The sequence below is a fragment of the uncultured Corynebacterium sp. genome, from assembly GCF_902782855.1.
In the GTDB taxonomy this organism is placed as follows: domain Bacteria; phylum Actinomycetota; class Actinomycetes; order Mycobacteriales; family Mycobacteriaceae; genus Corynebacterium.
The window spans coordinates 1-9,253 of the sequence record NZ_CACZOO010000166.1 but is presented as its reverse complement, the minus strand read 5'-3'; the positions used below and the strand labels follow the sequence as shown (position 1 = coordinate 9,253).

The window sequence follows — 9,253 nt, the reverse complement described above, 5'->3', positions numbered from 1 at the left end:
TCCACCGCGGTCACCGGATCGTTGTACTTCGTGCCTTCGGCGGGGTTCCTCGACGATCTCGGGGACTGAGACCACCGGGCCACCGGGGTACCGGGGTACCGGGGGTGGCCGAGGACGCCTCCGTCCCCCGGCATGGTCTCCCGGCACGGTCCCCTACGTGGTCGCCGACTGGACGACGCGCAGCTGCTGCACGGGCCCGGCGAGGACGGTGGCGACCACGCCGCCGACCGCGCAGCAGGCTGCGGCCACCGCACATGTCTCCGGGACGCCGACCGAGGTGGCGAGCATACCGGCCGCGACGGTGAGCACGCCGCAGGACCCGTAGGCGATGGCGGCGTACACCGAGGTCATCGTCGCCTGTGTCCCGCCGGGGAGGGCGTGGGTGACGGTCGCCATGCCCAGGCTGTAGGCAGGCCCCTGTCCCAGGCCGAAGACGGCGGCGGCGAGCAGGACAGCGGGGACGCTCCCGGCTTCCAGGGCGACACTGATACCGATCATGCCGCCGACCAGCGGAAGTGAGGTCTGCCAGGCGCGCAGCCGCAGGATCCGGCGGGACACCAGCGTCTGACCCGCCCAGGCGGTGGTGAGGAAGACGATGCCCGGCGCCATCGCCCCGAGCGCGGAGAGCCCGGGGGAGGTCTGCCGCAGTCGGGCGGCGACGAGGGAGAGCACGATGCCGGCGGACGCCCAGGACATCACCCCGAGAAGGTACCCGGCGGTGCGGTGTCGCTGGTGGTAGCCGCCGACGACGCGCACCACCGGTGTGCCTCCTGCCGCGGTCGGCGTGTCGGGGGCCGTGCGGCGTCGGGTCCGGACGGAGACCGCCAGGCCGACGGCGAGCAGTGCGGCCAGGCCGCCGTGTCCGAGATAGGTGATGAGGAAGGACGCGGTGTCGGAGGCGGTCAGCGAGGCGACGGCGCCGACTCCGATGTTCGCCGCCAGTGCGCCGACCACGGCGGCCCCGGCGGCGACGGTGCGGGCGGTTTCACCGAGGCCGGCCAGTGCGACGGACGCCGCGGAACCGGTCGCCAGACCTGCGGCGACCCCGGCCAGTGCCCGCCCGGTCAGCAGCAGCGGGAAGGACACCGACCCGGCGAGCATCACCAGGTCGGCGAGGAGACTGACGAGGAGAGCGGTGAGGAGTGTACGCACGTGGTCGCGGGGGGACCTGTCGCGTCGGCGGGGGTCGAGGACTGTGGCGAGCAGTGTGAGGACCAGCGCCGCGAGGTAGACACTGAACAGGGTGGACTGCAGCAGCGGGGTGAGGGCGAAGCGGTCGGTGTAGTCGGGGACGAGCGGGTTCGGCAGGTTGACCCCGCAGATCGCGAGGCAGAGGGTGAGGGCGGCGATGGAACCGGTGACCCTGGAGATCTGGTGCTGGTCGGGCATGTCGGGAAGTCTGCTGTCGGGTCGATTACCGGGCAACCGGAACGCCTAACATTGACCGTTATGATCAGTCACACGGGGCAGGGAGTACCAGTCATCGACCAGACCGACCACCGGATTCTCGGGGTGCTAGACACACACCCGAGGGCCTCGGTGGCTTATCTCGCGGAGTCGCTGCACCTGGCCCGGGGAACGGTCAGGACGAGACTGACGCGGCTCACCGCACCGGACGGCCCGTTGGTTCCGGTGACGGCGCGGCTGGTTCCCGCGTCGGTGGGCCGGCCGTTGCGGGCGATCGTCACGGCGGAGGCAGACCAGGCGACCTTCGACGGCATGATCGACGACCTCGCGCGGATCCCTGAGGTGGTGGAGTGTCTCGGCATCTCCGGACGTAGTGACATGTCCATCGAGGTCGTGGCGGTGGACGCCGACGACCTCTACCGCATCACACAGGAGATCATGCGGTGCCGCGGGATCCGCCGGACCGAGACCGGCATCGTGATGCGGGAACTGATACCGCGACGGATGGCACAGTTGACCGGTGGAAGGTGAGGAACACCCGGTGCGTGCGGCTCCGTCGCCGGTGGTGCCGTCGCCGGTGGTGCGTTCCGGCGTGACCGAGGTCGCCCGGGACGGGTCCCTCACCCGTCACTAGGATGGTTTCCATGAGTGGAGCAGCAGTAGATGACACCGGATCCCGTCCCCGCAGGCCCCGGGGACGCCGTGCGGACGGTGAACGCTCCCGGCAGAGGATCCTCGACGCCGCCGCCGAGATCGGGGCCGAACGAGGGTATGACGGCACCTCCATCGCCGAGATCTCCCGGCGGTGCGGTCTGCCCGCCAGCTCCATCTACTGGCACTTCAAGGACAAGGACGACCTGATGGCCACGGTCATCGAGGACAGCTTCGATGCCTGGAACCAGTCCTGGTACATCGACGCCGACGGCAATATCCTCCTGGAGCTCGTCGCTATCGCCGAGCAGCTCATCGGGTCGTTGCGGGACCACCCGCAGTTCCTCCACATCGGTCTCCCGCTGGCTCTCCAGAAGCGGTCCGATGACCCGCGTCCGCGCCGGATGTACCTGCAGATGAGGGAGAACCTCACCGCCCGGTTCGAGAAGATCGGTGAGACGCACTTCGCGCACGTCCCGGCGGCACGTCGCACCGCGATCATCACCTACCTCATCGCCGGTGCAGAGGGGCTCATCATCTCCCATGAGCTGGACCCCGCCTCCGACATCGAGGAGCTGCTGCAGATCCACGCGACCAGCGTGATCCAGACGATCATGCAGGAGGCGGTGAAGTGGCCGACGGGGGATACGGAATGACGGTCAGTGCCAGTAGATGTTGTCGGACGCCGACAGTTCCGGTGCCACGTCAAGGCCGAAGCTGAACATCGCCCCGGCGGGGGAGATGCCTGAGCCGTCGGTGGTGACGTAGCTCAGGGCCGCGCCCCGGTAGATTCTCCCCTGCTCCAGGGCTGTGGCGTCGAAGGGCAGACGGTCAGCCTCGTCGACCCCGCATTCGTTGTCCCCACCCATGACCACGAAATTGGCCCTTTGGCCGTCTCCGTCGACGGGGCTCATCGTCGGCCGTGCCACCTGGGTGTCGCCCCCGATGCCGGATGCGGTGTCCCAGCCGAGGAATTCCACGTCGTAGTTCATGCACACGAAGTGGTCGATCTCTGCGGCGTCCGTGTTCTCCAGCGCGATATCCCCGGCGGGAACATCGTGGGACGGCTGTGCCGTCACCCGCCAGAACTGTAGTCCGTGCGGCTGATCGTCGTAGGTTTCGGCGCGTGTCGCGACGGAGGCGGGTTCGCCGACGGACAGCACGGTGCCCGGTGAGGTCACGGTGAAACCCTCCGGTGCCCCGGGGAGGGTGATGTCGGGGACCGGGGCCCCGGCCCGCCGGTCGTCGGGGGAGGCGTCCCCGGAGGTTGTCGGGGTCGTCGGCTCCGCGTCATCGGAGGAGCACGCGGTGAGCAGGAGAGGGAGGGCGAGGACCGTGGAGAGGAGCGGGGCAGGCCAGGGCAGACGGCAGTGTGTCATGTGGCAAAACGATCACAGGTGTCACATCCGCCCCCTGAGTCACAGCTGTGTCGCGCCGGGACCTGCATTGCCGGGGCCTGCGCCGCCACCCATGGTGGATGCCGCGGCCTCGCCTGCGGTGACATCGGTCGAACTGTCACCGACGGTGACCGTGAAGGTCCTGCCGTTGGTGATCGCGGATGAGGAGAAGACCACGTTGGCGAAGTCCTTCTCGCTGGTGAAGGACGCGATCTGGGCCCCGGTGGAGTCCTTCACAGTGACGGTGTCGCCTGCGGAACCGTCGATGTTCGCCGAGATCCATCCCTGGCCGTCGGTGGTCGACGGGGAGACCGCCATCCCGGAGGAACCGATCGCCGTGAGTTCGCCGCCGGTGACGGTGAGCGTTCCGTTGACGTCGAGGGCGCCGTTGCCGTCGTTGGTCGGACCGTAGACGGTGACTGTGCCGCCGCTGATGGTGGCGTCGCCGTTGGAGTCCAGGCCGTCGCCGGAGGCGTTGACGATCAGGGTGCCGCCGGTGACGGTGATCTGCTCACCGGAGGACTGGTCGCCGCCGCCCATCTCGCCGCCGCCCATCTCGCCGCCGGGGCCACCCTGCGGCATCTCCCCGGAGGGCATCCCGGGCATCTCGCCCTCCGCCATGCCCTCGGGCAGGGTCGGCATCTCGCCCTGGTCGGGGATCTCCATGCCGCCCATGGCGCCGTCGACGGACCCCCGGGCAGCGGGGTCGGCAGCGGTATCCGCGCTGTCGTCGGTCTCCTCCGAGTCGGATTCCGCGATCGCGGCGATGCCGTCCCCGGTGGTGGTCGCCCCGGAACCGTTGACGCCGTCGTCGCTGGCGGTGACGTCGACCAGGCCGTCGGAGACGGTGACCAGACCGCCCTCGATGCCCTCGTTCGACTCGGTGACCGTGACATCGGCGCCGTCGAGGATCACCGCGACCTCGGCGTGGACCCCGTCGTCGCCGGTGGCCAGGGTCAGGTCACCCGAGCTCAACCGGACGCCTCCCTTGGCGTGGACGGCATCGTCACCGGAGTCGACGTTGACGCTGCCGCCGTCGACGATGACGTACACGCCGCCCTTGATGCCTTTGGTGGAGGCGGCGTCCTCCGACTCGTCCTTGCCCGCCGACGCCCCACCGCCGGCGGAGATGTCCAGGTCGCCACCGGTGATGATGACGTCGGTGGCGGCGTCGATGCCGTCGCCCCCGGTGGAGGTGAGCTTCACGGTGCCGCCGGTGATGTTGACGTAGCCCTTGGTGGCGTCCTCGTCCCGGTCTGCCTTCAGGGCGTCGCCGGAGGACTTCACGGTCACGGTGCCGCCGGTGATGACCAGGGCGTCCTTGCCACGCAGGCCGTCGTCGGCGGCAGTGACGTTCAGCGTGCCGGATTTCACGACCAGGTCGTCGGTGGAGGTGATGCCGTCGTTGCCGTTGCCCTCGACATTCAGGGTGCCGTCGCCGGTGACGGTGAGGTCGGCGTCCGCGTAGACCGCAGCGTTGGCGTCCGCGTCCCCGGCGTAGGAGCCGGTGTCGGAGACGGTGGACTCCCCGGTCAGGGAGATGACCACGTCATCGGCGCTGACCACGGTGATTGCCGGACCGTCGGTGGCGGTGATCGTGGCATTGTCGAGGATGAGCACGACCTGCGCGTCCTCGGGTGCCTCGACCGTGACGGTCCCGGAGACGTCACCGCTGATCCGGTACACGCCGGCCTCGGTGACGGTGCCGCCGTCATAGTCGACGGCGTCGTCGGCGTCCCAGTCGGAGTCGTCGACGGAGGACGCCGTGTCGTTCGCGTCCAGTGCGTCGGCGGCTGTCGGGACGTTGACCAGGTCGGCGTCCCCGTAGACGGAGGTGGCGGCGGCCGTGCCGTCCGTGGAAGTGGAGGCGGCGGCGCCGTCGGAGGTGGAGCAGGCGGCGAGTGCGAGGACGCCGGCCATGGCGGCGGCGGCCACGCCGCCGAGAAGGTGGTTACGCATGATGATGATCCTTAATCGGTGAAATGGGTGGTGAGGACGCGGTTCCAGCGGTTGTGCGGGAGTTCGGGGTGGAGAGCCGCCATGCCGGTGCCGAACTTCGAGATCCTGGCCGGACGGTGGCCGGTGCCCCACAGCATCCGGTCGATACCGGAGGGGTGGGAGCCGGACTTCGTCTCCACGATGACCATGTCGGGCCGGTCCAGGACGTCGGTGCCCACACCTCGCCAGGTGAGGTTCGTGTCGACGGTGGCGCGCCCGGCCCCGCCGGGGAGCAGGAAGGTGGTGCGGTCGTAGGTGCCCCACAGCACCGGTTCCAGATCCGTGGCGTGGACGGACACCCCGGCATCCCGGGCCTGTCCGAGCAGGTCCTCGGCCCAGGCGACCGCACAGGGGGAGAGCCGGTCATCGGCGGCGAGGGCGGCGTCCTGCCCGGTCAGTTCGAACCGGGACTTCACGGTGAGGCCGCGGGCGCCCTCGGCCTTGAACTCAAGGAACGACGCCCCGGTGTCCGTGTACGTCCGGGTCCTCAGCTTGAACCTCCGGCGGCGCGGGTGCGCGGCCATCATGAAGCTGGCGAGGTCCGGGGTGTCGAAGTAGACGGACCGGTAGCCGTGGGCGGTGCGCCCGCCGATGGAGAGGACCCTGGTCTCCGGGGCCCGCCGCTCCAGCAGGGTGAGCACCTCGGAGAGTTCGGCGGCACGCAGCACGTACTTGCGGTCCACCCTGGTGAGCATGGCGGCATCGGCGTTCAGCTCCTCGAGACTGACGGTGTTCATCGCCGCGCACTCCTGACGGTGGACGCGACGGTACCGGTCGCGAGGGTGGGCCCGGTGACCATCTCGGAGGCCGGGGCGGCCAGCGCGGAACGGGAGGGGAGCAGCCGGTGGTGACCGTCGGTGCGGACCGTGGCGGTGACCAGGGTGGTGTCGTTGACGACGTCGATCTGCTGGACCGTGGCACTGACGACCTCGGCACCGGTGCGTGCGTTGATCTCATCCCGCAGCTGGTCGGGGTCACCGACCGCGACGTCGAGCCTGATCTCCATGGTGTGCACACCGGCCGACAACAGGCGGGAGTCGGCGACGGCGAGGACGGCGAGCAGGACGACCATCAGACTGATGTTCAGCGCGGTGACCTCGGGGGGCATTCCGGAGATGAGGCCCAGGGCCAGGGCGGCGAAGTAGTAGGCGACCTCGCGCTGGGAGATCTCGGAGGACCTCAGCCGGATGATCGACAGGACGCCGAAGAGGCCGAGGCCGAGGCCGGCGCCGACGGTGGAGGAGCCGAGAACCTCACTGACGGCCAGGACGCCGACATTGACGCCGAGGAAGGCGACCACGAGGTCGGGGCGGTGGTGGCGGGGATAGTAGATACCGAAGACGAGGATCGAGACGGCGAGTAGATCACCGAGGATCATGATGGTGGCGGAGGACATGGTGGTTCCCTTTCTGGGCGGTTCCGGGGGCGGACTCCGGCGGATGAGTGCCGCTGACGAAGATGAGAATCGGACACTGACATGTCGGAAACCTGTCAGCCGGAATCTGAGCCTGTGGTTCCCGTGGCCGAATCCTGCCGACAAGGGGTCCCCTGCCTGTCAACGGTCTGTGGCCGGAGAATTGCATTGGGTGTGACCTGCTGTTATGTAAGAACCATGGGGATTATCGGGGAGCTTCCGGTCGTACCGCGAGCGCGGTACGCGACGAATACCACGGCTGCGGTACGGAGTGTCTGCGGCTGGACGATGTGCTCTGTAGCCATGTTGTGAAGACTGGGTGTAGTCAATTTCACGGAAAGCCTTAAGGAGAAGAGACCATGGCTTTTGTGTCCAATTCCCCCGAGCCCGCCCAGACCCCCGAGGGTCCCGCCTACGAGGGTCGCCTGCTCGACCGTCCCGACGAGGACGTCGTCGACCAGGGCCCCGCCTTCGACATCCGTACCCTGATGACCCGCCGAACCGCCCTCGGCGTCGGCGCCGTCGGCGTCGGTGCGGTCGCCCTGGCGGCCTGCTCCGACAACTCCTCGTCCTCTGCCACCACCTCGACGTCCTCCACGGGTTCCTCCGCAGCCGTCACCGGCCTGCCGGACGCCGAGATCCCCGACGAGACCGCCGGCCCCTACCCCGCTGACGGTTCCAACGGCCCCGACGTGCTGGAGGAGTCCGGCATCGTCCGGTCGGACATCCGCTCCTCGATCGGCGCGGACACCCCGGTGGACGGTGTGCCGCTGGAGTTCTCCATCACCGTCACCGACATGGCCAATGATGATGTCCCGTTCGAGAACGTCGCGGTCTACGCCTGGCACTGCAATGCCGAAGGCCTGTACTCCATGTACTCCGCCGGCGTCGAGGACGAGACCTGGCTGCGTGGCGTGCAGGTCGCCGACGCCGACGGCACCGTGTCCTTCACCTCGATCGTCCCGGCCTGCTACTCGGGCCGCTGGCCGCACATCCACTTCGAGGTCTACCCGAGCGTGGACGACATCACCGACTCCACCAACGCGATCGCGACCTCGCAGATCGCGATCCCGGAGGACGTGTGCACCGCCGTGTTCGCCCTGGACACCTACGACGGGTCCACCGGGAACTTCTCCCGGATCACCCTCGAATCCGACAACGTCTTCGGTGACGACGCCGGTGCCAGCCAGCTGGCCACGATGAGCGGTGACGTCGACTCCGGCTACATCGCCTCGTTGACCGCCCGGGTCGACACCACGACCGAGCCCACGTCCGGGGCGGCCCCCGCCGCCGGTGGCCAGGGCGGGCCCGGTACCGGTGGGGCGGGTGGCCCCGGTGCCGGTGGTGAGCCGCCGGCCGGCGAACCCCCGGCAGGAGAACCTCCGGCCGGCTCTCCCGGCGCCACCGGATCCACCAACTGACCACCGCACCCGCCTGTCACCCACTGAACTCCAGGAGCCCATCATGTTCGCCAATCTCACCGGCATGCACGCCGTCGTCATCCTCGCCATCGTCTTCCTCCTCTTCGGCGCAGCCAAGCTGCCCGGCCTGGCCAAGAGTGTCGGCCAGTCCGTCCGCATCCTCAGGAAGGAGGTCAATGCGGACGCCGCACAGCAGGAACAGCGGATATCATGACCACAACGACCGCCACGACCACCGTCGCGCCCGACGGCGACGGCGGCCCGGCCAGCCGGGACCTGCCCCTCATGCCCCTGTCGGGGCACCTGCGGGAGGCGAAGAAGCGGGTCACCCGCTCGGCACTCGCCTTCGCGGTCGCGGCGGTCGTCGCCTACCTGGCCTCCGACGCCGCCCTCGACGTTCTGCGCGCCCCGGTCACCGCCATCGCCGAGACCCGGAACGCGTCGATCAACTACGACAGCATCACCGGCGCCTTCGACCTGAAACTGACGATCGCCCTGTACGGCGGTATCGCCCTGTCGAGCCCGGTGTGGATCTACCAGCTCGTCGCCTACATCTTCCCGGCGCTGACCCGCCGGGAGAAGAAGTACACCTTCGGCGTCCTCGCCGGCGTGCTCCCGCTGTTCACCGTGGGATGCGCGGTCGGTGTCCTGATCTTCCCCCGGATGGTCGGACTGCTCACCAGCTTCGCCTCCGACGAGGACAGCACCCTGCTGCAGGCGTCCCACTACTTCGACTTCGTGCTGAAACTCGTCCTCGCCGCCGGCGTGGCCTTCACCCTCCCGGCCTTCCTCGTGGTGCTCAACGCCCTGGGAGTGCTGCCGGCGCGGACCATCGCCCGAAGCTGGCGGGGTGCGGTGATCGGCATCGTGATCTTCAGTGCCCTGGTCACTCCGGCGGCGGACCTGATGTCCATGTTCATCCTCGCGGTGCCGATGGTGCTGCTGTACCTGATCGCCTTGGGCAT

Annotated in this window: 10 protein-coding genes; 5 read left to right on the top strand and 5 right to left on the bottom strand. The window is 69.0% G+C overall.

Going from position 1 to position 9,253, the window contains the following annotated elements; translation table 11 throughout:
* Positions 1–153 precede the first annotated feature (153 nt).
* On the bottom strand, positions 154–1,389 hold the full coding sequence (locus tag QZV72_RS07555) for an MFS transporter (RefSeq protein ID WP_297006849.1): 1,236 nt from the start codon (positions 1,387–1,389) through the stop codon (positions 154–156).
* 60 nt (positions 1,390–1,449) lie between these two features.
* On the opposite strand from QZV72_RS07555, the gene QZV72_RS07550 reads away from it, so the two are divergent.
* Positions 1,450–1,938 carry an Lrp/AsnC family transcriptional regulator gene (locus QZV72_RS07550; RefSeq protein WP_297006846.1) on the top strand — a complete coding sequence of 163 codons (489 nt, stop codon included), beginning with the start codon at positions 1,450–1,452 and terminating at the stop codon, positions 1,936–1,938.
* 113 nt (positions 1,939–2,051) lie between these two features.
* Positions 2,052–2,714: a TetR/AcrR family transcriptional regulator gene (locus tag QZV72_RS07545; protein WP_297006843.1), complete on the top strand. Its 663-nt coding sequence runs from the start codon at positions 2,052–2,054 to the stop codon at positions 2,712–2,714.
* A 3-nt stretch (positions 2,715–2,717) separates the two neighbouring features.
* Here QZV72_RS07545 and QZV72_RS07540 read toward each other — a convergent pair whose 3' ends face one another.
* Genes QZV72_RS07540 through QZV72_RS07525 form a run of 4 tightly spaced genes read right to left on the bottom strand, consistent with a single transcriptional unit; the run spans position 2,718 to position 6,849 of the window.
* Positions 2,718–3,437 (bottom strand): hypothetical protein, encoded by a 720-nt coding sequence (locus tag QZV72_RS07540; RefSeq protein WP_297006840.1) that lies wholly within the window; start codon positions 3,435–3,437, stop codon positions 2,718–2,720.
* 39 nt (positions 3,438–3,476) lie between these two features.
* Positions 3,477–5,414, bottom strand: a complete 1,938-nt coding sequence (locus tag QZV72_RS07535; RefSeq protein WP_297006838.1) for a carbohydrate-binding domain-containing protein — start codon at positions 5,412–5,414, stop codon at positions 3,477–3,479.
* An 11-nt stretch (positions 5,415–5,425) separates the two neighbouring features.
* On the bottom strand, positions 5,426–6,190 hold the full coding sequence (locus QZV72_RS07530) for a polyphosphate polymerase domain-containing protein (RefSeq protein WP_297006835.1): 765 nt from the start codon (positions 6,188–6,190) through the stop codon (positions 5,426–5,428).
* Positions 6,187–6,849, bottom strand: a complete 663-nt coding sequence (locus tag QZV72_RS07525) for a DUF4956 domain-containing protein (protein ID WP_297006831.1) — start codon at positions 6,847–6,849, stop codon at positions 6,187–6,189. The genes QZV72_RS07530 and QZV72_RS07525 overlap by 4 nt, the downstream gene beginning before the upstream one ends.
* A 386-nt stretch (positions 6,850–7,235) precedes the next feature.
* On the opposite strand from QZV72_RS07525, the gene QZV72_RS07520 reads away from it, so the two are divergent.
* From QZV72_RS07520 to tatC, 3 genes are all read left to right on the top strand, one after another.
* The gene (locus QZV72_RS07520; protein WP_297006850.1) at positions 7,236–8,288 is read left to right on the top strand and encodes an intradiol ring-cleavage dioxygenase; all 1,053 of its coding nucleotides are present in this window, start codon (positions 7,236–7,238) and stop codon (positions 8,286–8,288) included.
* A 43-nt stretch (positions 8,289–8,331) separates the two neighbouring features.
* Positions 8,332–8,502, top strand: coding sequence for a twin-arginine translocase TatA/TatE family subunit (locus QZV72_RS07515; RefSeq protein ID WP_297006829.1), 171 nt, complete (start codon positions 8,332–8,334; stop codon positions 8,500–8,502).
* The coding region (gene tatC / locus QZV72_RS07510; RefSeq protein ID WP_297006827.1) for a twin-arginine translocase subunit TatC at positions 8,499–9,253 on the top strand (755 nt) is incomplete at its 3' end. The genes QZV72_RS07515 and tatC, both read left to right, overlap by 4 nt.